The sequence below is a fragment of the Cohnella sp. 56 genome (assembly GCF_037963805.1).
Classification (GTDB): Bacteria; Bacillota; Bacilli; order Paenibacillales; family Paenibacillaceae; genus Cohnella.
On the sequence record NZ_JAZDQE010000002.1, the window covers coordinates 56,835 to 83,178 of the forward strand.

Annotated in this window: 27 protein-coding genes; 22 read left to right on the forward strand and 5 right to left on the reverse strand. The window is 61.1% G+C overall.

Annotation, left to right across the window (positions count from 1 at the left end; genetic code table 11):
• Positions 1 to 75 precede the first annotated feature (75 nt).
• A complete protein-coding gene (locus tag VQ071_RS03225) occupies positions 76 to 876 on the forward strand; it encodes an alpha/beta hydrolase (RefSeq protein WP_340512426.1) in 801 nt (266 codons plus the stop codon).
• Positions 877 to 1,056: 180 nt separating this feature from the next.
• Here VQ071_RS03225 and VQ071_RS03230 read toward each other — a convergent pair whose 3' ends face one another.
• Positions 1,057 to 1,917, reverse strand: coding sequence for an alpha/beta fold hydrolase (locus VQ071_RS03230; protein ID WP_340512427.1), 861 nt, complete (start codon positions 1,915 to 1,917; stop codon positions 1,057 to 1,059).
• A gap of 241 nt (positions 1,918 to 2,158) precedes the next feature.
• On the opposite strand from VQ071_RS03230, the gene VQ071_RS03235 reads away from it, so the two are divergent.
• Positions 2,159 to 2,554 carry a cupredoxin domain-containing protein gene (locus tag VQ071_RS03235; protein ID WP_340512428.1) on the forward strand — a complete coding sequence of 132 codons (396 nt, stop codon included), beginning with the start codon at positions 2,159 to 2,161 and terminating at the stop codon, positions 2,552 to 2,554.
• Positions 2,555 to 2,668: 114 nt separating this feature from the next.
• Here the strand turns inward: VQ071_RS03235 and VQ071_RS03240 are convergent, their stop codons facing one another.
• The gene (locus tag VQ071_RS03240; protein WP_340512429.1) at positions 2,669 to 2,920 is read right to left on the reverse strand and encodes a hypothetical protein; all 252 of its coding nucleotides are present in this window, start codon (positions 2,918 to 2,920) and stop codon (positions 2,669 to 2,671) included.
• 117 nt (positions 2,921 to 3,037) lie between these two features.
• Between VQ071_RS03240 and VQ071_RS03245 the strand changes: the two genes are divergently transcribed.
• From VQ071_RS03245 to VQ071_RS03290, 10 genes are all read left to right on the forward strand, one after another.
• A complete protein-coding gene (locus VQ071_RS03245; RefSeq protein ID WP_340512904.1) occupies positions 3,038 to 3,325 on the forward strand; it encodes a Dabb family protein in 288 nt (95 codons plus the stop codon).
• Positions 3,326 to 3,338: 13 nt separating this feature from the next.
• On the forward strand, positions 3,339 to 3,476 hold the full coding sequence (locus tag VQ071_RS03250; protein ID WP_340512431.1) for a hypothetical protein: 138 nt from the start codon (positions 3,339 to 3,341) through the stop codon (positions 3,474 to 3,476).
• Between the two features lie 10 nt (positions 3,477 to 3,486).
• The gene (locus VQ071_RS03255; protein ID WP_340512432.1) at positions 3,487 to 3,927 is read left to right on the forward strand and encodes a DUF86 domain-containing protein; all 441 of its coding nucleotides are present in this window, start codon (positions 3,487 to 3,489) and stop codon (positions 3,925 to 3,927) included.
• 101 nt (positions 3,928 to 4,028) lie between these two features.
• A complete protein-coding gene (locus tag VQ071_RS03260; RefSeq protein WP_340512433.1) occupies positions 4,029 to 4,691 on the forward strand; it encodes a helix-turn-helix transcriptional regulator in 663 nt (220 codons plus the stop codon).
• Between the two features lie 167 nt (positions 4,692 to 4,858).
• The gene (locus VQ071_RS03265) at positions 4,859 to 5,380 is read left to right on the forward strand and encodes a hypothetical protein (protein WP_340512434.1); all 522 of its coding nucleotides are present in this window, start codon (positions 4,859 to 4,861) and stop codon (positions 5,378 to 5,380) included.
• Between the two features lie 60 nt (positions 5,381 to 5,440).
• On the forward strand, positions 5,441 to 5,749 hold the full coding sequence (locus tag VQ071_RS03270) for a YtxH domain-containing protein (protein ID WP_340512435.1): 309 nt from the start codon (positions 5,441 to 5,443) through the stop codon (positions 5,747 to 5,749).
• Between the two features lie 170 nt (positions 5,750 to 5,919).
• Positions 5,920 to 6,735, forward strand: coding sequence for a glutamate racemase (gene racE / locus VQ071_RS03275; RefSeq protein ID WP_340512436.1), 816 nt, complete (start codon positions 5,920 to 5,922; stop codon positions 6,733 to 6,735).
• A gap of 167 nt (positions 6,736 to 6,902) precedes the next feature.
• Positions 6,903 to 8,138 carry a M14 family zinc carboxypeptidase gene (locus VQ071_RS03280; RefSeq protein ID WP_340512437.1) on the forward strand — a complete coding sequence of 412 codons (1,236 nt, stop codon included), beginning with the start codon at positions 6,903 to 6,905 and terminating at the stop codon, positions 8,136 to 8,138.
• A 61-nt stretch (positions 8,139 to 8,199) separates the two neighbouring features.
• Positions 8,200 to 8,502, forward strand: a complete 303-nt coding sequence (locus VQ071_RS03285) for an iron-sulfur cluster assembly accessory protein (protein ID WP_340512905.1) — start codon at positions 8,200 to 8,202, stop codon at positions 8,500 to 8,502.
• Between the two features lie 52 nt (positions 8,503 to 8,554).
• Positions 8,555 to 8,818 carry a DUF1450 domain-containing protein gene (locus VQ071_RS03290; RefSeq protein WP_340512906.1) on the forward strand — a complete coding sequence of 88 codons (264 nt, stop codon included), beginning with the start codon at positions 8,555 to 8,557 and terminating at the stop codon, positions 8,816 to 8,818.
• Positions 8,819 to 8,904: 86 nt separating this feature from the next.
• Here the strand turns inward: VQ071_RS03290 and VQ071_RS03295 are convergent, their stop codons facing one another.
• Complete coding sequence (locus VQ071_RS03295) at positions 8,905 to 10,887, reverse strand: LTA synthase family protein (RefSeq protein ID WP_340512438.1); 1,983 nt, start codon at positions 10,885 to 10,887, stop codon at positions 8,905 to 8,907.
• A gap of 132 nt (positions 10,888 to 11,019) precedes the next feature.
• On the opposite strand from VQ071_RS03295, the gene VQ071_RS03300 reads away from it, so the two are divergent.
• Positions 11,020 to 11,679: an O-methyltransferase gene (locus tag VQ071_RS03300; RefSeq protein WP_340512439.1), complete on the forward strand. Its 660-nt coding sequence runs from the start codon at positions 11,020 to 11,022 to the stop codon at positions 11,677 to 11,679.
• Here the strand turns inward: VQ071_RS03300 and VQ071_RS03305 are convergent.
• A complete protein-coding gene (locus tag VQ071_RS03305; RefSeq protein ID WP_340512440.1) occupies positions 11,663 to 12,883 on the reverse strand; it encodes an MFS transporter in 1,221 nt (406 codons plus the stop codon). The two genes, VQ071_RS03300 and VQ071_RS03305, sit on opposite strands and share 17 nt — an antisense overlap.
• Before the next feature lie 165 nt (positions 12,884 to 13,048).
• Here VQ071_RS03305 and hemE point away from each other — a divergent pair, with 165 nt between their 5' ends.
• The 3 genes from hemE to hemG are packed head-to-tail and all read left to right on the forward strand — an operon-like array spanning position 13,049 to position 16,535.
• Positions 13,049 to 14,098: a uroporphyrinogen decarboxylase gene (gene hemE, locus VQ071_RS03310; protein WP_340512441.1), complete on the forward strand. Its 1,050-nt coding sequence runs from the start codon at positions 13,049 to 13,051 to the stop codon at positions 14,096 to 14,098.
• Positions 14,095 to 15,069, forward strand: a complete 975-nt coding sequence (gene hemH / locus VQ071_RS03315; RefSeq protein ID WP_340512442.1) for a ferrochelatase — start codon at positions 14,095 to 14,097, stop codon at positions 15,067 to 15,069. The genes hemE and hemH overlap by 4 nt, the downstream gene beginning before the upstream one ends.
• Complete coding sequence (gene hemG, locus VQ071_RS03320; RefSeq protein ID WP_340512444.1) at positions 15,066 to 16,535, forward strand: protoporphyrinogen oxidase; 1,470 nt, start codon at positions 15,066 to 15,068, stop codon at positions 16,533 to 16,535. Before hemH ends, hemG begins: the two co-directional genes overlap by 4 nt.
• Before the next feature lie 352 nt (positions 16,536 to 16,887).
• Here hemG and VQ071_RS03325 read toward each other — a convergent pair whose 3' ends face one another.
• Positions 16,888 to 17,817: an IS1595 family transposase gene (locus VQ071_RS03325; RefSeq protein WP_340512445.1), complete on the reverse strand. Its 930-nt coding sequence runs from the start codon at positions 17,815 to 17,817 to the stop codon at positions 16,888 to 16,890.
• Between the two features lie 394 nt (positions 17,818 to 18,211).
• On the opposite strand from VQ071_RS03325, the gene VQ071_RS03330 reads away from it, so the two are divergent.
• From VQ071_RS03330 to VQ071_RS03355, 6 genes are all read left to right on the forward strand, one after another.
• A complete protein-coding gene (locus VQ071_RS03330) occupies positions 18,212 to 20,101 on the forward strand; it encodes a cache domain-containing sensor histidine kinase (protein ID WP_340512446.1) in 1,890 nt (629 codons plus the stop codon).
• Positions 20,073 to 21,674 carry a response regulator gene (locus tag VQ071_RS03335; protein WP_340512447.1) on the forward strand — a complete coding sequence of 534 codons (1,602 nt, stop codon included), beginning with the start codon at positions 20,073 to 20,075 and terminating at the stop codon, positions 21,672 to 21,674. The genes VQ071_RS03330 and VQ071_RS03335 overlap by 29 nt, the downstream gene beginning before the upstream one ends.
• Before the next feature lie 51 nt (positions 21,675 to 21,725).
• Complete coding sequence (gene nagZ / locus VQ071_RS03340) at positions 21,726 to 23,312, forward strand: beta-N-acetylhexosaminidase (RefSeq protein WP_340512448.1); 1,587 nt, start codon at positions 21,726 to 21,728, stop codon at positions 23,310 to 23,312.
• Between the two features lie 187 nt (positions 23,313 to 23,499).
• Positions 23,500 to 24,801 (forward strand): CapA family protein, encoded by a 1,302-nt coding sequence (locus VQ071_RS03345; RefSeq protein WP_340512449.1) that lies wholly within the window; start codon positions 23,500 to 23,502, stop codon positions 24,799 to 24,801.
• 15 nt (positions 24,802 to 24,816) lie between these two features.
• Positions 24,817 to 25,563: a glycerophosphodiester phosphodiesterase gene (locus VQ071_RS03350; protein WP_340512450.1), complete on the forward strand. Its 747-nt coding sequence runs from the start codon at positions 24,817 to 24,819 to the stop codon at positions 25,561 to 25,563.
• A 15-nt stretch (positions 25,564 to 25,578) separates the two neighbouring features.
• A complete protein-coding gene (locus VQ071_RS03355; RefSeq protein WP_340512451.1) occupies positions 25,579 to 26,217 on the forward strand; it encodes a fumarylacetoacetate hydrolase family protein in 639 nt (212 codons plus the stop codon).
• Positions 26,218 to 26,344 lie beyond the last annotated feature (127 nt).

The following is a 26,344-nucleotide window of genomic DNA, read 5'->3' on the forward strand; positions in this document are numbered from 1 at the left end:
AAATCCGAGCGGTATGCTAGGATGATGGAGATGCTCGTATAGCAACAATTTCATTTATCCGAGGTGAGCCAGTGCATGCGCAATGAACAAGAATGGTTGCTATGGCCGGAAGGGGCGCCCCATGCTGCGGGAGATACGCCCGAGGACAGGCCCGCACTTTTTCCGTATCTGCTCGAGGGACCCGATCGTCCCGTCGTCATCGTGGCGCCCGGCGGCGGCTACGGCATGCGTGCCGATCATGAAGGCGAGCCGATCGCGCTGTGGCTGAACGGGCTCGGCATCTCGGCCTTCGTGCTGCGGTACCGTGTCGCCCCGTACAAGCATCCGGCACCGCTGCTCGACGCGCAGCGCGCCGTCCGGACGGTGCGCGCCCGCGCCGCCGAATTCGGCGTCGATGCGGACCGCATCGGACTGCTGGGCTTCTCCGCCGGCGGCCATCTGGTATCGTCGGCCGGCACGCACTGGGACGCGGGAAGTCCGGATGCGGAGGATCCGATCGAGCGTGTATCCGCCAGACCCGACCTGATCCTCCTGTGCTATCCGGTCGTCACGCTCCGCGATCCGCACACGCATGCCGGCAGCCGGCTTAATCTGCTCGGCGAGGCGCCTGCGCCCGATCTGGTCGAATCGTTGTCCGGCGAGCTTCAAGTAAATGCGGATACGCCGCCCGCTTTTCTATGGCATACGGCCGACGACGGTGCGGTACCGGTCGAGAACAGTCTGATGTTCGCCGCGGCGCTGAGCGCGCATCGCGTCCCGTTCGATCTGCATGTGTACAGCAGCGGCGCGCACGGAATCGGGCTGGCGGAGGACCACCCGTACGCTTCCGGCTGGCCGGCGGCTGCGGCCGCCTGGCTGAAGACGCAGGGCTTCTAGCCGGGCTGGGCTGATCCGGGCCGGGGGACGCCGCCGGCAGACCGTGCGAGTGCGACGCATCCGCTGCGGCTCCGAGCGGCGGCTGTGTCCGATGCACCGCATCCGGGCGCACGACAAGAGCACCGCCGGGCAATGGTTCGGCGGTGCTCCTGGATCGGGCTTGTCCGAGCGGACTTCGGGTCAGAGAATCGCCGTCTGTTCGGGCTCGACCACGATCGGCTCGGGGACGATCAGCGTATCCGCGAGGAACGCCGTCAGGCGCTCGCTGAACAACTGAGGTTCGTCGAACAGCAGCGCGTGTCCGCTCTCCTCGAAGCGATGCAGCGTCGAGCCGGGAATGGACCGATGCGTCTCTTCGGCGAGCTCGAACGGGCATATCTCGTCCTGGACGCCGCCGAAGACGGCCGTAGGCACGTGAATGAGCGGCAGATCTTCGCCGAGATTTTCGGTGCGAAGCGATTCGAGCGCCTTGTAGGTGCCGACCGCCGACGCGTTGAAGCCCAGCGATTGCATCCAGGCCGCCATGCCGGCGCTCGGCTTTTTGGCGGTAAACTTTTTGCCGAACTGCATGACGAGCGACGGACGGTCGGTATACGCCTGCAGGATCATGTCGTCCACCTTCTCGGGAGGCGTGCCGAACGGGAAGTCCTCGCGCCGTACGAACGATGGCGCGGCCGCGCCGATGAGCAGCAGCTTGGCGATGCCTTGCCCGCGGTGGCGCGCCATATAGCGCACGGCTACGGCGCCGCCGAGGGAGAAGCCGACCAGCGCCGCGCCCGAGATGCCGAGATGATCGATGACCGCCTTGACGTCGTCGGCCAGCCGGCAGTAATTGTAGCCGTCCCAAGGCGCGTCGGACTTGCCGAAGCCGCGGAGGTCGATGCCGATGCAGCGGTAGCCGAGCCGCGGCAGCTCCAGGAACTGATATTCGAACATTTTATGATTGACCGGCCAGCCGTGGAGAAAAATAACCGGTACGCCCGTCCCGACATCTTCGACATAAAGGCGGACACCTTGCTCGACTCCAATGTAATGAGACATCGTTATCCCTCCCGAATATGAAAATAGGCAGCTTATGGGTGTTTGTGGCGGCGGAATTGCCGTCGTCGAACACTCTTACCCTGTCCGCAGCCGCTTCACGCGCATGAATCGGGATTATACGTTCATGAAATTGTCAAATGTGAAAAAAAGTTGACGCTTACAAGAGGACAAAGGTTGAGTTGACGCGCCACTTTTAGGTATTATAAGAGGTAGACATTTCGAGGAAGCAGGGGGAGCAACAATGTTCAAATGGATCATGCCGGTCTTGCTTGTTGTGGCTTGTCTTTTTGCCGTATACCTCTTGGTTAACGATCTGCCGGCGAGACCCGAGAGCGAGGATGCGGGATTGGCCGAAGGCCAGGAGCTGCTCAAGATCGCCGCGACTTCGGCGGGCTACAAGTTCGACCAAGCAGAATATCACGTCAAGGCAGGGACCAACTACAAGATCAAATTTTCCAACAAGCTGGGTGTACACGGCGCAGCTATCGAAGCCGCAGGTCTCGAACTGACCGCCGACAATCCGGAAGCGGATTTTACATTCCCTGAGAGCGACAAGGGCAAGACGTATGAACTGCACTGCTCGATCATGTGCGGACAAGGTCACTCGACCATGAAGTCGACGATCATCGTCGAATAAAATTTGCCTTGCGCAAAGGAGAAAGGAGCCGTTGCCGGCTCCTTTTTTTTACGGTCTGAGCATGATCTTGATCCTGACCTCAAGCTTGTCCTCAAGCTTGACCGCCTAGGGCGATCAAACTCGCCTCCTGCGGTACAATCGCGCGATCAAGTAGTCGCATGCCGCGCCGATGACGGCGTAGCTGAGGACGGTTAGCGCGTACATGCCCAGGACGCTGACGCGGTGAATATCGCCGAACAGCTCGACGAACCAGATCGGCACGCTGAACATGAACAAGAACGCGTTGTGCGGATCGTAACCTGTCGCGTTGAACAAGCATAGCGCCAGGCCGATCACAGTGAACATGAGCGTATAAGTGAGCCGCATGACCTGCCTCCTTCCGCGGCGTCTGGCCAGCCTGCGCATATTATGCGCTTTGCAAAGGCCGGTCATGCGGCATAAGAGCGGACGGCGGTGAACACAATTGTGAGAGGGGACAATCATATGCTGACCCATATCGTACTTTTTAAATTGAAGGATCGCAGCCCGGAGAGCGTCGAGCGGACGGCGTCCGTATTGCGCAACATGGAGGGCAAGATCGAGCAGCTGCTGTCCATTGAGGTCGGCATCGACGTCGTGCATTCCGAACGTTCGTACGACATCGCGCTTGTGACGAAGTTCGCTTCGCTCGAGGATATGCAAGCTTACCAGGTGCATCCCGAGCACAAAAAAGTAATCGAGCATATGTCGGCCGCGCGTGAAGCGCAAGCCGTCGTCGATTATGAGAGCTGAGGTGCCGCTCGCCTTGAACAATACGACCGATTCCGGTGCCGGCGATCTGTACGAGATGATGACCTATCTGCTGGTCATTATTATCAGCGCGTTGGTGATGGTGTACTGGCTGAAGCGAAGAGGCCGCAAAAAGCGGGGCAGGAAAGATTGAGGGTGATACGATGTATTATGTAAACAGACAAGCGATCGCGAGCCGCCTGCGCTGCATTCCCGAGCTGGCCGAAGCTTCGGCCCGGCTGGCCGGAGAGTGGAAAGGCGAGCTGCTGCAGGGACTTGCGCAGGAGCGCTGCCTGCATCTGGCGCTCGAGATCGTGACGGATATCGGCAGCTTCCTGATCGACGGCTTCATGATGCGCGACGCGGGCAGCTATGAGGATATCGTCGGCGTCATTGCCGGCGAGAACGTCATCGACGAGCAGGCGGCCGGACGGCTGCGCGCGCTCGTCGCGCTGCGCCGGCCGCTCGTGCAGGACTACGATCTCTGGCAGCGGCCGCAGCTGCATCCGCTGACCGGCGAGCTGCCGGCGCTGCTGACGGCCTTCTCCGAGTCGGTGAAGGCGTACCTGCGTACCGAGCTCGATCCCTGGGAGAAGCAGCGCTGACGCGTATTGCCAATTTACGCTTCGCGCTTATTCCTATACAATAGGAGCATAAGCGAAGGCTGCCCGCTAGCGGTGCCGCCGTCAGCGGGGAGGGCCGGCATATGCTGCCGCAAGACGACACGATGACAACGAGACAGCAGCTGCTGCAGACGCTCCGGACGAGCGGCGGCAGCAGCATATCCGAGCTGTCGCAGGCGCTGTCGCTCACGGAGATGGGCGTGCGCAGACATGTTCAGATCCTGGAGCGCGAAGGCTTGATCGCCGCTACGATCGTGAAGCAGGCGATGGGCAGGCCCGTGGCCAGATACAGGCTGACGGAGCGCGCGGACGATCTTTTTCCGAAGAAGTATCCGCAGCTGACGCTCGATCTGCTCGAGGAGCTGGACGGCGATCCTGCCGGCGAGGAGATCATCGGCCGCATGTTCGCCGGACGCCGCGACAAGCTCATCGCCAGGCACGGGGCATCCATGACCGGCGAGACGCTGGAGGCGCGGGTGGTGGAGCTGGCTGCGATCCAGCAGGCGGCAGGTTACATGTCTCACTGGGAGCATAGCGGTCCGGGCGAGCAATACACGCTGTACGAATTCAACTGCCCGATCGCGCAGGTGGCGGGCAAGTACCGGGAGGCGTGCCGCTGCGAGCATCAGCTGTTCGAAGCGCTGCTGAATGCCGAAGTGAAGCGGACGGAGTGCATTGCGGACGGCGGAGGCAGATGCACGTACGCGATACGGCGCGTGCCCCAGGATCAGGCGGCTTCGTCCTGAATTTGATTGTCGAACGAACGATTTCTGGCGCGAGCCGGCGGAGGACGAATCCTCCAGCCGGCTTTTTTTGCGTAGGCTGTGTCAAGACAAGCCCGGCGTACTTATACTGTGTTGAGCGCATGGGCGGATGCCCGGCACAAGCGACGACGCTCGGGAGGAGGGAGACGATGGCCTGGACGATCGCAGGTTATGCGGCGGCGGTGTTGTGCGTTGCGATGGCTGCGGCGGTGCTGATCGCAGGGCTGGCAGCGGCGCGTGCGCTGCAAGCCTGCGCTGCGGCAGCGAAGACGCTGGAGGCGGAGGCGGCGAAGACGCTGCGGCAGCACAGGCGGCTGGCGGCCCGCGCAGCGGAAGCCGCGGAGCTGTGTCTGGCCGCAGCCAGGTCGGCGAGCAGGCTCGCCGAAGGCGGCAGGGCGCTCATGGCTGCGGCGGCCCGCTCGGCCGAAGCGGGAGCGGAGCTGCTCGATAGCTGGAGCGACAGGCTGACGCGCTGGACGCGCGACAGCGGCGGGCGCCGCGAAGACGACGGCGATGCCGAAGCTGCCGAGCCGGCAGGGTGGCTGAGCCGGCTCGGCGGGCTGGCGGCAGCGGCAGGGCGATGCATGGGAACTGCGGGCGGAACGCCGCCGGACGCGGACGGACGGCAGGGTGTCGTCTCCGCTCCCGGCGGCGAAGACCGGGATGAGTAGTCGGGCATGCGACAAACGTGCCGTGAAGGCATAGAACGACAACTCACGGAGGGATTAAAGATGGCAAACCGCAAAGCTGTGAAGACTTTCCTCATCGGCGCCGTATCGGGCGCGGCGCTCGGCGCTGCGGCAGGGCTGCTGCTGGCGCCGAAGGCGGGCAAGGAGCTGCGCAAGGATATCGGCGACAAGGCGCAGCTCGTAGGCGGCAAGACGGCCGAGCTCGGCAAGGCGGCCGGCACTGCGGCGCAGACGCTCGCCAAGAAGTCGGCCGATTGGGCGGGCGATATCCGCGCCAAGCTCGGCAAAAAGAACGCCTCGACGGAAGTGGCGGAAGCGGCGGAAGAGCTGTCGGACACGGGAACGGTCTGACGCCAGCGGCCGTCCGCACCCGCCGCAGCAGCGCCGTCCGGGCAGCCGGACGGCGCTTTTCGCATGCCTTGAACCCCGCATGAATATGCGCTAATATGTAGGTACCTTTTTCGACCGATACTCATACTGTATCAAGATTCGTCATCCCTTTAGCAGAAAGCGGTGTTCTCGTGCAACAAGCGATCGCAGTCCTGGACTCCGGAGTGGGCGGACTGACAGTCGTCAAGGAAGTGATGCGTCAGCTCCCCCGGGAAAAGATATTATACTTCGGCGATACGGCGCGCACACCCTACGGCCCACGCTCCGCCGAGCAAGTTGTTGCGTTCACCCGGGAGATCGTCGATTACCTCATTCAATTCGAACCCAAGATGATCGTCATCGCATGCAATACGGCGACAGCCGTCGCGCTCGACGATATTACGGCCCGCGTCTCCGTTCCCGTCGTCGGCGTCATCGGCCCCGGCGCCCGCGCGGCGCTCGGCCGCACGCGCACCAATGTCGTCGGCGTCATCGGCACGGAGGGCACGATTCGCAGCGGCGCCTACGAGGCGGCGCTGAACCTGCTGTCCGAGGACGGCGTCAAGGTCATCAGCAAGGCTTGTCCGGGCTTCGTGCCGCTCGTGGAGGACGGCAACTTCCGGTCGGCGCATACGCATGAGATCGTCGAGGAGGCGCTTGCTCCGCTGCGGGGGACGGGGATGGACAGCCTAATCCTCGGGTGTACGCATTATCCGTTTCTGGCAGATACGATCGCCGAGACGATGGGGCCGGGCGTCGCGCTCATCAGCTCGGCGGACGAGACCGCACGCGAGATCCGCACCATCCTCGAGCGGACGGGGCAGCTGGCCGCGGGGGATGCGGAGCCGCTTCACCAGTTTTTCTGCAGCGGCGATCCGGCGAAGTTCCGCGAGATCGCGCAGACGTGGCTCGGCGCGCAGATCCGGCTGACGCCTGTCGTCTGGCAAGTTCCGCATATCGGCGCGTGAGCCTATGCCGATGCAGCATTCATAGGACGCTTTTAGCCTTCCGGCAGTCGAGAGACTTGCCGCGAAGGCTTCGTTTTTGTATGCGAGAGGGAGCAGGGGGCATATCCCGCGCTGCGGCATCATAATAAAATATCACCCCAAATATCCCGACGGATGGAGTGATAGACTTGCGCAGCGAGCAATATATGGCGATGCCGGGAGATACGTACCGCTCGATCGCGAAGGCGGCGGGGCTCGGCATCGGCGAGCTGGCGCGCGCGAATCCGCAGCGCGCTGCGGACGAGCCGATCCGCCCCGGGGAATTGCTGTATTTGCCCCTGGCGCCGCGCCGCGCCTGCATCGTCCAGCCGGGCGATACGCTGGCCAAGCTGGCGGCGAATTATCAATGCGCGGAGAGCCGCATCAGAGCGCTCAATCCGCAGCTGCCATCGAACCGGGAGCCGGAATCGGGTACCCGCCTGATCCTGCCTCCCTCTACGCATAACCGAATCGTCCTGCCGTCGTCGGGCTATGGGCCGGGGCGGCTGGCCGCCGACCTGAAGCGGCTGACGAGAGCGTTTCCGTTTCTCAAGGTCAGGACGATCGGCCGGAGCGTGATGGGCAAGCCGATCGTGGCGGTCGGCATCGGGGAAGGGCCGTTCAGCTGGCATCTGAACGCCGCCATGCACGCCAATGAATGGATCACCTCGGTGATTGCGATGCGGTATTTGGAAGATTACAGCCGCGCCTGCCGGCGCAGGACATCGATCGGGGGAGCGGATGCGGCGGCGCTGTACAGGCGGACGACGCTGTGGGTCGTGCCGATGGTGAATCCGGACGGCGTCGAGCTTGTCCAGGAGGGGCTGTCCCCCGATCATCCGCATGCCCAACGTATCGGTCGCTGGAATCGGGGCTCCTCCGTATTCCGCAACTGGAAGGCGAATATCAGGGGCGTCGATCTGAACGATCAGTTCCCGGCGGGCTGGGAGGAGGAGCGGCGGCGTCGCGCCGTACCGGGGCCGGCGCCCCGGGATTACAGCGGCGAGGCCCCGCTCTCGGAGCCGGAGGCCGCCGCGCTGGCCGAGTTTACGGAGGCGCACAGCTTCGACGCCGCGATCGCGCTTCATACGCAGGGGGAGGAGATCTATTGGAACTACGGCGGGCTGGAGCCCCAGGAGGCGAAGGGCTGGGCGCATCGGCTCGGCCTCGCCTCCGGCTACCGCCCCGTCGAGCTGACCGGCAGCGATGCGGGCTTCAAGGATTGGTTCATCGCGAAGTTCCGCCGACCCGGCTTCACCGTAGAGGCCGGCTATGGCCGCAATCCGCTGCCTGTTTCCGACTTCGAGGATGTATACGACGACTGTATGCGGCTGTTGACGGAAGCGCTGGACTTAAGCCCCGCCGGGTTATACAATAGAATGTGATCTTCCCGGCGATAATCCATATCCGCGCAGGGAGAGATGCCTACGAATGGAGTGGACGACCATGCAATGCAAGATCACGCGCAATGCCGCCAAGGTGCTGCGTCAAGAACTGGACAAGCCGGAGAACGAAGGTCTTATTCTTCGCGTCATGATTACGCACAGCCACGGCGATCACGCTCACTACGGTCTGGACATGTCCAAGCCGGGGGACAATGACGAGATCGTCTCAACCGATAAAGAGATCGACGTTCTGCTGACGAAGGGCGAGGAGCTGCTCGACGGGGTCAAGATCGACTACCTGTACTTCCCTCAGGAAGGCTTCGTCATCACGAACCCGAGCAAGGGGAACCATGGCGACCACTGAGAGCCGCATCGCGTCTCCGGGGAACAGGGCCGTCCCCCCTGAGAGCTGGGTCATCCCGGCAGCCGACCCCGGCGCCTGCGCCAGCCCGAACGACATCCGGATCTGCGACAAGTGCAAGCATACTCGGATCAAGACGCTCGCGGGCAAGCTCCAGAAGCTGGACCCCGCCGCCGAGATCCGCGTCGGCTGCAAGTCCTATTGCGGCCCGTGCGCCAAGCGGGCGTTTATTTTCATCAACGGCAGATATATCGCCGCGCCTACCGAAGACGAGGCGCTCGAGAAGGTCAAGCCGTACATTAAGGCTCCGAAGCTTTAAAGCCCCCAAGCTATAAAAGAAGCGCCCGACCGTATTCGCGGTCGAGCGCTTCTTTTATAGCTTGGGCAGGTACGCGGCGCTTTGCCTCACTCTTCCTTCTTCAGAACGGGCAGCAGATCGTGCTCGACGACGAGATCGGATATTTGCAGCTCCAGCTGGGCGGCATCCTTGCCGGCAGCGCAGGCCGACATATCGGCAGCAGCGCCGTCTGCCAGCGAGTAGCAGGCTCCGCCTGCGCCTGAGCCGTCGTTAGACGGCGTATAATATACTTTGCCGTCCGTGAAGCCGCCGGTGCGGAATACAACAGGTTTTTCCGCGGCGGACAGCATGCTGACGCCCATCATCTTATTGTCGCCCATCGGTATGCCGAGCATCTGCAGAATAGTCGGGGCCGTGTCCAGCTGGCCGGCCGTTTTCTCGCTGACGCCTGCATATTCGTCGCCGGGGAAGTGGATGAAGAACGGCACCTTGCGGATGATCGCGTCCATCTCCTCGTCGCTCAGCGACTTTCCGAGCAGCTGCTCGTAGGGCTTTTTGTCGTACAACGAGTTGTCATGGTCGCCGTAGAGCATGAGCGCCGTATTGTCCCATAGCCCCTCCTGCTGGAGGCGGTCTACGAGCTCGCCGATCGCCGCATCCACATAGTGCGCCGCCTTGATATAATCGCCGAACGTCGCGCCCTCGAATGCACCGACTTCGAATTCGGTCTTGCTGTCCGGCAGGTTGAACGGATGGTGGCCGGATATGGTGATGGCCATCGCGTAGAACGGCGAGGCGCCGCGCTCCTGGATCTGATCGACCGTCTGCTGCAGGAACGACTTGTCTCCGAGCGACCAGCCGAGCGGCTCCTCGTCGATATTGAAGTCCTTGATGTTGTAAAACTTGCCGTACTCCATGTTGTGATACATGTTGTTGCGATTCCAGAAGCTGCCGTCGTACGCATGATGAATTGTCGTGTCATAGCCCTTGCCGTTCAGAATCTCGGGCAGACAATTGAAGTCGTGATCCGCGAACCGGATGAATACGGAGCCGGTGGGCATCGGGTGGAGCGAACAACTGGTCAGAAAATCGGCGTCCGAGGTGCGGCCCTGGCCGGTCTGGTGATAGAAGTTCGGAAAGTACAAGCTTTTGCCGATGAGTGCGTTCAGGTAAGGCGTGATTTCCTTGCCCTCTACTGTCTGACCGATGACGAACGACTGGAACGCCTCCGCCTGGATGATCAATACATTTTTGCCGGCCGCTGCGCCGAACATCGGCTCGGACATCGCTTGATCCTGCAGCTGCTTGCGTTCGCCGAACCAGTCCCGGGCTTCTTGAATTTGCTCGTGGCTGACGCCGCCGCCGAACCAATGCTCCTTGGCGTAGCGGTACGTATCGTAGCCGTGGAATCCGAGCAGGCCAGTCACGTTGTAGATCGGAATGTTCCACCAGTTGCCGACGAACAGGCCGGTTGCCCAGCCGTTTTTTTGCTGATTGACGGGTCCTGCGATCAGTGTGATGCCCATCGCGAGCAGCACGGCCGCAAGCGCAGTGTTCAGCATGAAGCGGGCGCGGGAGCGCTTCGGCGCGGTTGAAGACGCCCGGATCCGCGCGAGCCTGGAGGGCCGCCAATGCCAGCAAGTCCATACGGCGAATGCGACAGCCGCAGGGATATCGCAGAACAGGATCAGATCGCTCCGGTGAACGAGACTCCAGATGCTGTCTTCCAGCGAGCTGACTTGATTGGCCTGCAGCAGGACGGGGACCGACAAGAAGTCTTTGAAGTATCTGAAATATACGAGGTCGGCAAATAGCAGGATGGATAAGAGGATATCCAGCAGGGCAATCACAATCGCGCGCGTGCGCCGGCCCAGCCAGACGAGCCAGAAGGTGACGATCACCATGGCGCCGTAGTTCACTTTCCATTTCCACTCGTTCATGCCTCCGACGTTCAGCTGATGATCTAGCCAATTCAGCTTATATACGACCGAGATAACGAGCAGCATGGCGGCCCAATAGGGCCAAGCGGCCAGCCCTGCTCCAATCATTCTGAGCCATTTGGAGGCCGTCGTTCGAAGCTGCGTGTGCATCGTACATTTCCCCGCTTTCATGATTTACGCCGATTTGACGCATCGACGCGGTACAAAAAGGAGCGACATAAAGAACAGTATACTATAATTGGATATGCTGAAAAAGAACCTGGAAATGAGAGGAAGAGAACGATGGAGGAAACGAACGCTGCGAAAAGGGAACAAACGCCCGAGGCTTACTTCGACGGGCTTTTTGCGGAGGACCCGGAGCTTGTGCGCGTGACCGAGTCGATTCGTGAACGGGGGATGCCGGACATATCGGTAGCGCCCGGCTACGGCAGGCTGCTGACGATGCTGGTCGCGGCGGCACGCTGCCAGTCGGTGCTGGAGATCGGTGCGCTGGCCGGCTACAGCGGCATCTGTCTGGCGCGCGGCCTTGCGAATGAAGGCAGGCTCACCTCGCTCGAGCTGCGGCCGGATTACGCCGAGCTCGCGGCGGCGAATATTGCGGCGGCGGGCTACGGCGGCCAGGCGGAGATGATTGCGGGCGATGCGCTGGCTTCCCTGGATTTGCTGGCTTCGCAGGGGCGGAGGTTTGATTTTTTCTTTATTGACGCTGACAAGGAGAACTATCCGAATTATTTGGAAAGGGCGATCGGCCTCGCATTGCCGGGTGCGATCATCGCGGCGGACAACACGCTGCTGCGGGGGCGGACGTTGAACGAAGCGAAGCAAGGGCCAGCCGTTCAGGCCGTTCGCGCTTTCAATAGCGGGCTCGCCTCCGATCCGCGATTGATCGGCACTCACCTGCCCGCATATGACGGCTTGGCTTTGTTTATGGTTCGCGGCTAACCTCGCGGAGGACATCACGGCGAACGAGAGAGAGCCAGGTCCACAGCGCGGTCGCCAGGAGGGCGGCGGCAGAGACGAGGAACAGCCCCTCGATGCCGATATAGCCCGACAGCGCGCCGCCGACGATCGGCCCGGCCATATTGCCCAGCGCGACGGCGCTGCTGTTGAAGCCGAACGCCATGCTGACCTTGTCGTCGGGCGTATGGCGGCGGATCAGCGCATTGACCGTCGGGATGAGCCCGCCGACGAAGCAGCCGAGCAGGAAGCGGCAGACGAGGAGCTCGCCGACATTGGCCGCGAATGCCTGGGGGATGAAGAAGACGCCGGCGCCGATCAGCGACCAGAACAGCACGCGCGTCGCGCCGCTGCGGTCGCTCAGACGGCCCAGCAGCGGCGCGCTGACCATATTCGACAGGCCGGTGACGGACCCGACGAAGCCGGCCCAGAAGGCGAGATTCTCGGTCGTGCCGTGCAGGTGCTGCACGTAGATCGGGATGAGCGCCATCGGACTGAGCATCGCGAATTGAATGAGGAAGGTGACGGTGAACAGCGCAGGCAGCTGCCGAATGGCGACGAGCGCCCCGAATCCCCTGGCGAGGCTGGTGGCCGGGGCGACGCGGGCTGCCGCCCTGTCGAACCGCTCGCGCACGAGCAGCCAGGACAGCATCGAGGCGACGAACATGAGCGAGCCGGTAATATAGAAGATCGGCCGGAAGCCGAACGTGTCGGCCATCAGGCCGCCGATCAAGGGGCCGAGTATCGTGCCGGCCGTGCCGCCGGATTGCAGCGTGCCCATGGCGAAGCCGATCTTGTGCTTCGGCGTCGAGGCGGATACGAGCGAGACGGCAGCAGGAGAGAAGCCCGAGATGATGCCGTTGGCCATCCGCAGCAGCAGCAGATGGAGGGGCGTCGCCGCAAAGCCCATCAGCACCATGACGATCGACATGCCGAAGCCCGAGCGCAGCAGCATTACCTTGCGGCCGTAGCGGTCGGACAGCTTGCCCCAGAGCGGCTGGAAGAAAAACGAGGTAACGAAGTTCGCCGCAAATATTAGCCCTGCCCACACCCCGATCTCATGTTCGCCGACGACACCGAGATCCTGCTGCAAATATAGAGATAGAAACGGCGTAATCATCGTCATGCCCGCCATCACCAGAAAGTTCCCCAGCCATAGCACCGCAAGATTGATTTTCCAGCGCTCCACGCTTCCGCCTCATTTCTTCATCGGATATTTAACAGTTTGTCAATGGATTGTCATAAGGTCCCGCGAGCGGAAGGTTGTGGCGTTCGGTCAAAAAGGGCATAATAAAACCGAATGAACACGTGAGCAACGGGAACTATCCTAATACATAAAGGGGACACGGCAAAAATGAATGACCGCTTCTTGCGCGCGTGCAGGCGCGAGCCCGTCGACAGGGTGCCCGTCTGGTATATGCGACAAGCTGGAAGGTACGACCCCGATTACCGCAAGATCAAGGAAAAGTACAGTCTGCTGGAAATATGCAGGCAGCCCGAGCTGGCTGCCGAGGTGACGATGATGCCCGTGCGCAAGCTGGGCGTGGACGCCGCCATCCTGTACTCCGACATTATGAATCCGGTCGCATCGATCGGCATCGACTTTGATATCGTCAAGGATATCGGCCCGGTCATCCACAATCCGGTTCGCTCGGAAGCCGACGTGGACCGTCTTGTGCCGATTGACGCGGAGCGTGACCTGGGACATGTGCTCGAGACGATCCGTATTTTGAGCCGGGAGCTGGACGTGCCCCTCATTACATTCGCCGGCGCGCCGTTCACGCTGGCCAGTTATATCGTAGAGGGACGGCCGTCCAAGTCCTATATTCGCACCAAGGCGCTCATGTACGGACAGCCTGCCGTCTGGCACAAGCTGATGGGCAAGCTCGCCGACATGGCCGCCTCCTATCTGCGCTCGCATGCCGCTTCCGGCGCCCAGGCCGTACAGCTGTTCGACAGCTGGGTCGGCGCGCTGGCGCCGCAGGATTTCAAGGAATTCGTGCTGCCTCACGTCGAGCATATTTTCGCGCAGACGGCCGATCTCGATATTCCTAAGATCTACTTCCCAGGCGTCAGCTCTGGAGAGCTGCTGCCTCTGATGGACAACCTGCAGGCCGACGTCATCGGCCTCGACTGGCGTGTATCCATCGCCGAAGGCCGCAGGCGGACGGGAGGGCGATTTGCCGTTCAAGGCAATCTCGATCCTTACGTCCTGACGGCGCCGCAGGATGTCATCCACGCCAAGGCTCGTGCCATTCTGGACGAGGGCATGCGCGAGCCCGGCTTTATTTTTAATCTCGGTCACGGGTTGTTCCCCGAAGCTTCGCTGGACAAGTTAAAGGAACTTACGGACTACATTCACGACTACACCCGGCAGAAGCTGGCAACGGAGGTATCTGTATGAGCGGTTCGAATCGCGCTCCCGTGGGCGTCCTCGTCATGTCCTACGGCACGCCGGAGAGCCTCGAGGGCGTCGAGGCTTATTATACGCATATCCGCCGGGGACATCCGCCTACGGCAGAGCAGCTGGAGGATCTGACCTCCCGGTATCAGGCGATCGTGGGAGGCGTGTTCCCGCTCCGGGAGAATACGAACCGTCAGGTTGCCGCGCTCCAGCAGAAGCTGGACGAGCTGGCCGGACCGGGCCGCTATGTTTGTTACCAGGGTCTTAAGCATGCGGCGCCGTTCATCGAGGATGGCATCGCGGCAATGGCCGAGGACGGCATTCGCGAGGCTGTCGGCATCGTATTGACGCCGCAATATTCGTCCATGAGCGTAGGCGGATATCTGAAGCGAGCCGAGGAGGCGGCTGCGGCGCACGGCATTGCCTTCGCAGGCGTGCAGCGCTACCATCTGCATCCCGCATTGATCGAGGCGTTAGCCGAGCGTGTGACGAGCGGACTGGCCAAGCTCCAAGGACCGGCCGACGAGACGCTCGTTCTGTTCAGCGCGCACAGTTTGCCGGCACGAATATTGGAGCTGAACGACCCTTATCAGGATGAGCTGCTGGAGACGTCCCGGGCTGTCGCGCAAGCGACCGGCATCGCGCGTTGGCAGTTCACCTGGCAGAGCGCAGGGCAGACGGGCCAGCCTTGGCTCGGACCCGATATTTTGGACACGCTGAGCGGCCTCGCCGGAGAAGGTGTTGCCAAGGTTCTCGTCACGCCGGTCGGCTTCGTCTCGGATCACCTCGAGGTGTTGTACGATATCGACATCGAAGCGAAGCGTCACGCCGCCGAGCTTGGCATCTCGCTGGCACGCATCGATATGCTCAATGACGATCCCAAGTATATGGAGGCGCTCGCCGATTCCGTGCTCGAAGCGGCAGGGCGGTCCGAAGCTCAGCACCTATCGGGCGGAGCGCCGGAAGCATGAGTACGGACCAAACGATTCGGATCGCGATCGCGGGCGGAGGGCTGACCGGACTCAGCGCAGCGTTTTACGTCTGCCGCATGGCTGACGAAGCGGGCATCCAGGTTCGCGTGACGCTGATCGAAGCGTCCGACCGGCTCGGCGGCAAGGTCAACACGCTGCGCCGGGACGGCTTCGTCATCGAGCGGGGACCGGATTCGTTCCTCGGCCGCAAGCTCCCGATGCTGCATCTGGCACGGGAGCTCGGCCTGCTCGGGGAGCTCGTAGGCACCAACCCGGCCGCGGCCAAGACTTATCTGGCGCACGGCGACCAGCTTCGGCCGATGCCCAAAGGTCTTAACTTAGGCATACCGAACGACTTGGGTGCGTTCGCGCACAATTCGCTCGTATCGCCCCTAGGCAAGCTGAGAGCGCTCGACGAACTGCGTATCTCCCCCAAGACGACCGACGAGGATGAGTCCGTCGGCGCTTTTCTCGAACGCAGATTGGGCAGGGAGATGGTCGAGAAAATTGCAGAGCCGCTGCTTGCTGGCATCCATGCAGGCGACCTGTACAAGCTCGGCTTGCAGGCGACATTTCCACAGTTCGCAAAGATGGAACGCCAGTACGGCAGCGTCATCCGCGGCATGATCGATGCCAAGCGCAAAGCGCCTGCAGCGGGGACCCAAGCCGCTGCCGCTCGTTCCAGCGCCGTCGGCGGCGCGCCGATACCTTCGACGGCATTCCTGACATTCCGCAACGGCCTGTCGACCTTGACCGAGTCCTTGCAGTCACGTCTGCAAGCCTACAACTGCGATATCCGGCTAGGCGTTGCCGCCCAATCGATTAAGCGAGGGGACGACGGCGACCCTGCCTCGACCTATCTAATAGGTTTGTCGGACGGCACAGAGATCGAGGCCGACCGTGTGCTGGTCGCATTGCCCGCATTCGCTGCGGCTCCGTTGCTGTCGCCCCATGTTGACGTGTCGGCGCTAAGCCGCATCGATTATGTCTCCGTAGCGAATGTCGTGCTTGGGTTCGAGCAAGCAGGCTTCGGCAGCCGGCTCGACGGTTCGGGGTTCCTCGTCCCGCATGCCGAGCACCGGACGATCACGGCCAGCACTTGGACTTCGGCCAAGTGGCTGCACACGGCTCCGCCAGACAAGCGCTTGATTCGCTGCTACGTCGGCCGTGCCGGTGACGAGAGCGGCGTAGAGCTGACAGACGAAGCGCTGACAGCTGCCGTCAGACACGACCTGCGCGACCTGATGGGCTTGAAGGCCGAACCGGCATTCGTCGAGATTACTCGCCTGCGGCGTTCCATGCCGCAGTATCCTGTTGGCCATACCGCCGCTATCGCTCAACTGCGGGATGAGATGCTGCACGCCCTGCCCGGCGTCTATGCGACCGGCGCTCCGTTCGATGCCGTAGGATTGCCCGATTGCGTCGAGATGGGACGGTTCGCGGCCGAGCAGATGCTCCGACGCTAACTTATATCGCTTCAGCAGCAGCCTTGCCCGTGTGGGCAGGGTTTTCCTTTTTGTTCCATACGCATGGTGCTACTCCCCATTCTCGCCACTCATACCATTATCCCGTCGGCTCAGGTTATAACGACTTCAGAGCAATAAAGCGCTGATTAAACGTAGTCAGAACCGCGGACAAGCGCTATATCAACGCATCCAAGAAGCGAGAGTCCGGAAAAGCATTATCAACAAACTCGAAGGAACGTTGCCACATTATAATGAGTAATTTCAAATTCAGTAAATTAGAAATGGAGATCAACTGCCAGAGACGGCTTAAAACCGGTCGCAACGATCTCGTCGCCAGTACAATATGTGAATGCTAAGCGCCCCAGCGTGACATATGCTTGCCTTTCCAGCGGGATCTGCTGCCGTAGATCAACCAAGGAGGCTGCAACATCGGTCGAGGAGCGATCAGCCGGGGATAGGTGAGTACAGGTGTGCGGGCGCACCAGCGAGCGGTCTCGGCAAAAGCGGCAGCCTCTCGAGCGATACAATTGATGCGAAAGGTAAATTCATTTAAATAGCTCTGAAGATGCTTGGCCCCGATACCGTTGAAAGTAAGGTTCAACCAGCTGTTGACCTGACGTATGATCTGAAGAAGATCAGGGTTTGTCTTAAAAAAGAGTCTTATCTCAGGCCGCTCGGTGCTGTCGGTATGTGTCTCGTAAAAAGCCCGGATGCCTTCTGGCTTAATGAATCTCTTGGATTCGTCTACATGGCCGGGATGAGGCTGCTTGATCTTGACGTAGTCGGGCTGTTCGTCGTCCCGCAGCGAGGCGCCGATCAGCAGCGGTTGGCGCGCGTCGTCGTAGATCGAATCGCCGTAATGACAGCGATCGACACGGATATTTCCGCACAGTGCTACGGTGGCGTCAGCGGCTGACATGGCGTTCCTTATTTTATGCGCGATGAGCCAAGCTGTCTTGTAAGAGACATGGATGGACTCGGATAGACGGAGCGCACTGATGCCGTTGGAGCGGGACAGCAGATACATGGCATGAAACCAGCTGGTTAGCGGCGTACGGCTGCCCGCCATGACTGTACCTGCGGTAATCGACGTCTGAAGCCCGCAGGACGCGCACTCGTATAAAGGCAAGCGGCGGGTAGAGATTAAATAGTAATCGCGGCAACTGCAAGCAGGACAGCTATAACCGCCCGGCCATCTCGCGTCGAACAATGCCGAGACACAGGCCTGCTCCGTGCCGAAACAAGATAGAAAGTCCGGATATTCCAAATCATGTGCGATCATGGAAGGTCCTCCCGGCAATCGTTTTTTTCATTATACCGAACAAATGTTCCTATTTCAAGTGTAATCTCAAAATCTCCCATTTGCGGCGTACGTTCTATCGAGTATCGTTTCATCGACAGCATTCCCTGGTGTCCCTGTAGCCGGTTCCTGAGCGAGCGGGATAATGGTATGCGAAGAAAAAAATCGATATACTGCCCCCCTTCCCTCTCCCAACCCCGGCTCCCTCCGCAATAACGTTGTAGACGATTTTATCCCCTTACCATAGGAATGCCTTCTTATTCTGGCCATTGACGACTCATATAATAATGTTAAGCCCGTCCGACATCCTGCTATAATGACACCAAGAAGAATGCCGCACATCTCCCGCACGCGGGCTACAGGAAGGCTGGGGCCGATGAGTCTGGGCAAACGCGTATTTACCGCATTTTTTTTCTTTATCATCATGCCGCTGGTCGTGCTCGGGACGATCACCTATCTGGCATTCCAACACATCACCGAGCAGAAGTACACGGATCAGATGGAATTGTCGATGAACGCGATCGGACGCAACCTGAACAATATGATCAAGGAAGCGAACTACTTCTCCGACTTCTGGGTGACGACGGAAGACAGCGTAGAGAGCGTCGAGCAGGCGCTCGGGGGCAACAAGACGGTAGATAAAAATCGCAGCCAAATCAAGCAGGACGCAGAGAATGGCGAATATGAGGATCTGATCGAAAAGCAGAAACTGACGCGCAGGGTGCTGCTCACATATCCCGGCGTCAAATCGGTCACGCTGTACCATGTCGACGGCCGGGTCGTGAACCTGAACTTCGATGCGGACGATCCGATCCCGCGCACCGTACTGGAGCACAATCCGATCTATACCGATGTCGTCGCCAAAAACGGCGCGCCCGTATGGATCGGACCCTACGAGGATATGAAGCTGACGGGAGCCAACAATTGGTTTACGCAAATACGCGTGCTGCTCGACATCGATACGCTCAAGCCGATCGGCGTGCTCGTCATGCGCTTCAGCATGTCGGAGCTCGGCCGGACGTTCAACTTTTACAATACGAAGGAGAACGGACAGCGCCGCTACTTGATTGTAGGCCGCGGCGGCACCGTTATTTATGACAGCGCCAAAAAAATGGAAGGACTCTCCTTCGCTCAAGCGGCCGATCCCGGCAACAAGCTGGATCTGAGGCAAAATTTCCAAACGATAAAAATGACGTTTGACGGACAAAAAAGCCTGGTGTCGGCGCATAATCTGGGCGATATCAAGCGTTTGGGCACAGGCGACTGGACGCTCGTGACCGTGACCGATTGGGGCTATCTTTCCGGCGATTTGGCTACGATTTTGCGATATGTCGTGTTCATTATTTTCGGCTGCCTCGTATGTGCGCTCGTCTTCAATCTGATGTTCGTCCGTCGTACGATCAGCTTTATCGTGACCGTGGTAGGGGCGATGAGAAAGGTGGAGCGCGGCGATCTGACGACCCGAGTGCCGATGGTGGGCAACGACGAGACCGTCATACTCGCCAAAGGCTTCAACAGCCTCGTGGAACGGGTTGCCGAGCTGCTGAATGACGTGACGACCGAGCAGAGGCGCAAGCGGAAGGCCGAAATGATGCTGCTCCAGGCGCAGATCAAACCGCACTTTCTGTTCAACGCGCTGGAATCGATCAACATACTCGCCGTTCAGAACGAGGGCAAAAAAGTAAGCAAGATGGTGCAGCGCCTGGGCAATATATTCCGCATCAGCATTACGCAGAAAGAGGAAATAACGATCGAGCAGGAACTGGAGCATCTGCGCAGCTATCTGGAAATTCAAAAATTCCGGTTCGAGGAATTGTTCGAATATGAGATTGATGTGCCTGCGGATATTCTGAAGCACTCAATTCTGAAGCTCTCGCTGCAGCCGCTCGTCGAGAACAGCATCCAGCACGGCTTCGAGGGGATCGACTATCTCGGGAAAATCCGGGTTTGCGCGAGGTTCGAGCATAACGGCATCGCTTTTTACGTCGAAGACAATGGGATCGGCATCGCAAACGACAGACTCGCGAAGTTCGCCTCGAACCGCGCGACGATGCTTGATCAGATGTACGAGGAATCGCCGGAGAAGGGCGAGCGGCGCGGCATGGGCGTCGGCAATGTCGCCGACCGGCTGCGCATTCATTATGGAACGGGCTACGGGCTCATGCTGTGCAGCGCGCGGGGGCAGGGCACGGTCATCAAATGCGTTATACCTTGCGACGGGAGAGGCGGGGACGAGCATGAGGCTCAAGGCGCTATTGGTGGATGACGAGATCAATATTATCAAAAATTTGCAGGCGGTCATTCCATGGGACGAACTGGATATCGATATCGTAGGGACGGCTAAAAACGGCGAAGCCGCGCTTGAAATCGTGCGCAGCCAGGCGCCCGAGCTCATTCTGTGCGACATCCGGATGCCGGTCATGGACGGGATACGGTTCCTGGAGGAGCTGCGGGAGCACGGCTCTGACGCCGAAGTCATCATGATGACAGGTTATCAGGACTTCAGCTATGTCCGGTCCGTCATCCGCTATGAGGTCAAGGATTATATTCTTAAGCCGATCGACTACGACGAGCTCGGCCATACGATCGGCAGGCTCGTCGAAGGCATTCGCGAGCGTCAGGCCGAGCAGCAAAATATTCAGCGGGAATGGCATCAGGTGTTCCATCTGGCCTACGAGAAGGTGCTCTACGACGTTCTGATGGAAGTCGGCGGGGGCTCGGCGCGACCGCTGCTGAAGCATCACGAGCTGTCGGGCGAAGATCTGACGTTCGCCATGCTGCTCGTCGACGTGGCGGATTATTCGCAGAAGGAGCGCAACTGGGACGACAAGGAGCGCAAGCTGTGGAATTTTGCCGTACACAACGTGCTCCAGGAGTATCTGTCGACGCTGCAGATTCCGTACTCCGTGCTGCAGGTCCGCAGCGGCGAATGGTGCGTGTTGATCGAGCGCATGCCGCCCGAGTCGTTCGACAAGCATCAATGCGAGGACTGGTGCAATCAGCTTCGCGATGCCGTCGAACGCTATCTGAAGCTGCGCATCCGGGTAGCGTTGCATCCGGCGCCGGTGTCGCTGGAGAAGCTGGCGCATGTGTACAAAAATTTGCAGCGCTCGCTAAGCTTGAACGCCGCACAGGACAGCGGGGTTATCGTGCCGGAACGGGCGAAGGAGCAGTCGGAGCAGTCGCAGCGCCTGTGGGACCGGATCGAGGAGATGGTCACGGGGCTCAAGCGCTGCGACCGGCGCAAAACGGAAGGCGCGCTTAGGGAGTTGAACGAGAGCTTCAGGCAGCTGCCGGACGCGTCCTACGAACGGGTGCAGCCCATCCTCCATTATCTCTGTTTGCATTTGCTTCGGGAGATGCGCTCGATGGATGTCATCCAGGGAGAGGACGAGGCCGCTTTCTGGAAGCAGCTCGATCACAACCCGGGCATCCGCGAGACGCTGGCTGTCATCAACCGGCTCGTGGACAGATCGATCGACAGCGTCATGAAAAAGAAGACGAGCGACGTCCTGATGCTGTCCGCGCGGGATTATATCGAACGGAATCTGTCCTCGGATCTTAGCATCGATACGCTGGCCGATTATCTGGGCATCAGCGGCAGCTACTTCAGCCTCCTGTTCAAACAGCATTTCGGCGAGACGTTCGTCGAATATGTCACGAAGCAGCGGATGGAGATGGCCAAGTCGATGCTGGCGATCAGCGACAAGAGTATTACCGCGATCGGGCAAATGGTCGGCTATGCCGAGCGCAGGTATTTTACGAGAGTGTTCAGCAAATATACGGGTCAGTTGCCCTCGGAGTACAGAGAGCAGACGCAGAACAAGACGCAAGCCTAAAATAATCTCGAACGGACGTCCGGCGGCGCCGGTCGGTAAAGGAGAACCCGTATGTCGAATCGTTATGTTGCGTTGGATCAGCTTGATCTTAAAAATAAGATCGGCCAGTTGTTCATGTGCGGCTTCGGCGGCCATGAACCGACGGAAGGGATAGGCCGGCTGATCGAGGAATACGGTCTGGGCGGCATCATTTACTTCCGCCGGAATCTGAGAGACGCCGCGCAGGTGGCGCGCATGACCGAGGCGCTCCAGGCGCGCGCCGCCGCGCCGCTCTTGGTCTCGATCGACCAGGAGGGCGGGATGGTCGTCCGCCTGGAGGAGGGCGTGACCGTCATGCCGGGCGCGATGGCGATCGGCGCAGCCGACGACGCGCAGCTGGCATGCGATGCGGCCAGATGGTCGGGCGCCGAGCTGCGTGCGATCGGCGTCAACATGAACTTCGCGCCGTGTCTGGATGTGAACAACAATCCCCGCAACCCCGTCATCGGCGTGCGCGCCTACGGCGAGAATCCGTACAAAGTCGCGGAGCTCGGAACGGCTGCGATCCGCGGTTATCAGGAGGGCGGCATCGCCGCAGTCGCGAAGCACTTCCCGGGACACGGCGATACGGGCTCGGACTCGCACTACGAGCTGCCCGTCGTGCCGCACGGACGGGACCGGCTGGATGCGGTAGAGCTCGTGCCCTTCCGGGCCGCCATCTCCGCAGGCGTCGATGCGATCATGACCGCGCATGTCGTATTCCCGGCGTACGAGCCGGACAACGTGCCGGCCACGCTGTCGAAACGCATCTTGACCGGCCTGCTGCGCGAGCAGCTCGGCTATGACGGCGTCGTCGTCACCGATTGTCTCGAGATGAACGCCATCTCGGAGACGATCGGCGTCGCCAGAGGCGCCGTCGAAGCGATCAAGGGCGGCGCGGATCTGATCCTCGTCAGCCACCGGCTCGATCGTCAGATCGCTGCGCTCGAGGCCGTATATGAGGCAGCGCTGGCCGGAGAGATCCCGCTCTCGCGCATCGACGAGGCGGTCAGACGGGTGTGGGCGCTCAAGGAAAAGCGGGGACTGTTCGCGGATGCGCTGCCGCTGCAGCCGGTTGCGTCAAAGGCGGAGGCCGTCGCCCGGCAATTAAGCGAGCGCGCGGTGACGGTCGTCAAGGGCGGCGAGCTGCTGCCAATTCCAAAGGGCAACCGGACGCTGGTCGTCTGGGCCGAGCCGCGCGAGAATACCGAGGTCGTCGAGGCGATCGAGCAGAGCTGGACGCTGGGCGCGGCGCTGCGCGCCGAAGGCCTCGACGTGACGGAGCTTGCCGTAGGGCTGAAGCCGACGGAGGAGGAGCAGGGGCGTGTGTTGTCGGCGGCGAGCTCCGCAGAGACGATCGTATTCGCTTCGTATGACGCCGGCTTCTCGGACAGCCAGACGGCGCTCATCCGGACGCTCTGCAGCCTGGAGGGCAAGGCGTTCGTACTGGCCGCCCTGCGAGCGCCGTACGACCTGCTCGGCGCGCCGGCCGTTCCCGTGTACGTCTGCACATACGAGAACAAGCCGACGATGATGACCGCGCTTGCGGGTGTCTTGACGGGCAGACTGCCTGCACAAGGGCGCCAGCCGATCACAATCGGCGAGTACGCAAGAGTCTGACTATACAATTACGATCGGCGGGAGCCGTTCCGCAGCCATGTGCGGAGCGGCTCTCTTTTTTTGGCGTCGCTGTGTGGGGATACGGGGCTGCGACGCTTCGCCCGCCGGCGGGCGGCATGCTTCGCCTACGGGGCATGGGGTATGGTATAATTACGGGCATTAAGCTTTAACCGGAGGTATTATCCCGATGTCTTATTCCCGCGTACGAAGCAGACAAAAAACGAAACGCAAGCGCCGCTGGCCGCTCTTCGCCTTGCTGGCGCTGATCGTCGTCCTCGTCATCGGGGTCGGCGCGTATGCGGCCCGGATCGCGGGCGGCGGGAATCATCAAGCGCAGCAGCCGCAGACGACGGCAAGTGCGGGTGCGTCCGCGGGGGCGGCGAGCCCGGGGGCCGCCGCCTCGTCGGCCACGCCCGATCCACAGCCGCAGGATAGCCCCGAGCCGTCGTCGCCCGGTGAATCGCCGGAGCCGACAGTCGGCGGCGAGCCATCGGCGAGCGAGACGCCGGGCGCATCGGACGGCGCAGGACAGCCGGGCGGGACGGTGACGCTGGCCTTCGTCGGCGACATCCTCCCGGCGTCCGGCGTCGGCAAGCTGATGGAGCAGCACGGCGTCGACTATCCGTTCAAGCTCGCGAAGCCGATTCTGGAGGCTGCCGATATCGCGGCGGGCAATCTGGAGGCGCCGATCACCGAGCGCGGTACGCCCGCGGAGAACAAGACCTATGTGTTCAAAGGCAAGCCTGCATATCTGGCAGGCCTCAAAAACGCGGGTCTCGACGTCGTCGGCCTGGCGAACAACCATACGCTCGATCAGGGCTGGGAAGGCCTGAGCGATACGATGGATGCGCTCGACGATATCAAGCTCAAGCATATGGGCTCGGGCGCCGACGACAAGGAGGCGTTCGCTCCGGTCTATATGGAGCATGGCGGCATCAATGTCGCTTATATCGCCGTATCCAACGTCGTGCCGGAGGGCTCGTGGAAGGCAGGCCCGAATCATCCGGGCGTCGCCGAGACGTATGACACGACCCGGGCCGTGGCGGCGGTCAAGGAAGCGCGCAAGCTCGCGGACATCGTCGTCGTCATGGTCCATTGGGGCAACGAGCGCGCGGATACGCCCAAAAAAGCGCAATTCGACGTAGGCCACACGCTGATCGACGCGGGCGCCGATCTGATCATCGGCAGCCATCCGCATGTGCTGCAGGGCTTCGAAGCCTACAAGGGCAAGTGGATCGCTTATAGTCTTGGCAACTTCGTGTTCACGACGCGGGAGGGCTACTCGAAGACGCAGGATACGGGTATTCTGACCGCGACTTGCAACGCCGACGGCGCTTGCGAGCTGAAGTTCGACCCGATGTACGCCAAGGACTCTCAGCCCCGGCCGATGGAGCCGGAGCAGGCGCAAGCCCTTTTCGACAGACTCAACAAAGTGTCCTATGGCGCGGCCATCGATTCGAACGGCCTGATCAAGGCACGCGCACGATAGAAAGGATGACTGCAATTGACCGAATCCGTCAAAGAAAACCTGCATCCCTGCGTTGCACATCGCGGCTGGTCGGGCGCGGCGCCTGAGAATACGCTGGCTGCGTTCAGGCTGGCCCTCAGCGAGCCGGCCGTGCATTGGATCGAGCTGGACGTCCATCTCTCCAAGGACGAGGTGCCTGTCGTCATTCATGATGACGCGCTGAAGCGGACGACCGGCGTCAAGGCCAAAGTGCGCGACTTGACGGCCGATGAGCTGGGCAGGCTGGATGCGGGCAGCTGGTTCCACCGCATGTACGCCGGGGAGGGTGTGCCCACCCTCGCGCAGGTGCTTGATCTGACGCAGGGGCGCTGCCGGCTCAATATCGAGCTCAAGGACGGGACGTCCGACAAAGACCTGCTCGCTCGCAAAGTATCCGAGCTGCTGCGCGATTGCGGCCGGGAGGAGGATAGCATCCTCACCTCGTTCGATCATGCGCTGCTGCTGGCTGCAAGGCGCCATGCTCCCCGCACCCGGACGGGGCTTATACTGGACAAAAAGCCGTCCAACATCGCCGCCGTACTCGAGTCGCTGCAGGCAAGCGTACTCTCCCTTCATCATAAATACGTGACAGCGGCGCTGCTGGAGAAGACGGAGGCGGCGGGCATCGAAGTCATGGCGTGGACCGTGAACGAGCAGCGCGATCTGAGCAAGCTGGCCGCTTTTCCTCAGCGGTTTCAACTCTGCACGAACTATCCGGACCGCTGGCTCGCGGCCGTCAAATAAGGAGCTGCGACAGACATGACGATTCCTACAGCGAACGATTATCGCAATATTTATTGCGTCGGCCGCAACTACCGGCTGCATGCCGCGGAGCTCGGCAACGCGGTCCCCGAATCTCCGATGATATTCTCGAAGCCGACGCATGCGGTCGTGCCGATGGACGGACAGGAGATCCTGCTGCCGGGCGGGCAGGGCGAGATCCACTACGAGGCCGAGCTCGTCTGGATCGCGGGCAGGCAGTACGAGCCGGGCATGGCGCCGCACGAGCTGTACACGCACTTCACCGTCGGGCTGGACCTGACGCTGCGCGATGTGCAGGACGGCTTGAAGGCGAAGGGCTATCCGTGGCTCGCCGCCAAGGGCTTCCGCCATGCCGCGCCACTCGGGCGCTGGCTTCGATATGAACCCGCTGCGGAGCTGCGCGGGGACATCTTCGCCATGCGGCTGAACGGCGTTGAGGTCCAGCGCGGGGATGCGGCGGACATGGTGTTCGGCCTCGCCGAGCTGACGGCGCATGTCGGCGGCATATACGGCATCGGGCCGGGCGATCTGCTGTTCACGGGCACGCCCGCGGGCGTAGGGAAGCTGGCGGGCGGCGATTCGGCGGAGCTGCTGTGGCGCGGCGAGTCCGTCGGCGCCGCGACGTTCCGCGTATAGACGGTATAAGCCGCCGCTCCATCCCTCATTCGACATATCGCGATATTTAGCGACAAATAGCGACGCATCCGGTCGATTGACGCCCAGTCGGCGCGCCGGATGCGTCTTTTTTGCTGTTTAAGACCAC